Here is a 693-nt window from a genome sequence, read left to right as displayed (position 1 = left end):
AGGGCGACCTGGGCAAAACCTACGGCTCTACCTTCACCAATGATCAGCATCACACGCTGCGAGCCGATTACATCCTGGCCAATCCGCCATTCAATATTTCGGACTGGGGAGCGGACAAGCTTCAGGAGGACCCCCGGTGGAAATACGGTATCCCACCGGCCCGCAACGCGAACTACGCCTGGCTGCAACACATGCTGGCCCGGCTTTCCAAGGCGGGTCGGGCCGGTATCGTGCTGGCCAACGGATCCATGACCACCCAGCAGTCCGGGGAGGGCGACATTCGCAAGGCGATGATCAAGGATGACGTGGTGGAATGCATGGTCGCCTTGCCGGGGCAACTTTTCTCCAATACCCAGATACCCGCTTGCCTGTGGTTCATGAGCAAGGACAAGAAAGCCGGCAAGAACGGCAGCCGAGATCGAGGCGGAGAAATCCTTTTCATCGACTGCCGCAAGATGGGATCAGAACAACTGTCACGAACACAGATCGCCTTCACTGAAGAAGAGATCCACACGATTGCGAAAACCTATCACCGTTGGCGGGAAACCGAGTTCAGCGATGGAGAACCCTATGAGGATGTATTGGGGTTCTGTTATTCAGCGGAACTGGAAGAAGTGGAGAAGCACGGGTTCGTGCTGACGCCAGGGCGATATGTAGGGGCGGCAGTTGAGGAAGATGACGAGGAATCATTCA

1 protein-coding gene is annotated in these 693 nt (G+C 56.4%); it reads left to right on the top strand.

What is annotated here, in order from left to right:
* Window positions 1-693 (top strand): N-6 DNA methylase (locus tag ACOCD2_RS24165; RefSeq protein WP_419623871.1); only part of this gene is annotated, 693 nt, incomplete at both ends.

The sequence above is a fragment of the Thiolapillus sp. genome (assembly GCF_048562965.1).
GTDB classification, from domain to species: Bacteria; Pseudomonadota; Gammaproteobacteria; order Chromatiales; family Chromatiaceae; genus Thiolapillus; species Thiolapillus brandeum_A.
This window is presented reverse-complemented; position numbering and strand designations above follow the sequence as displayed.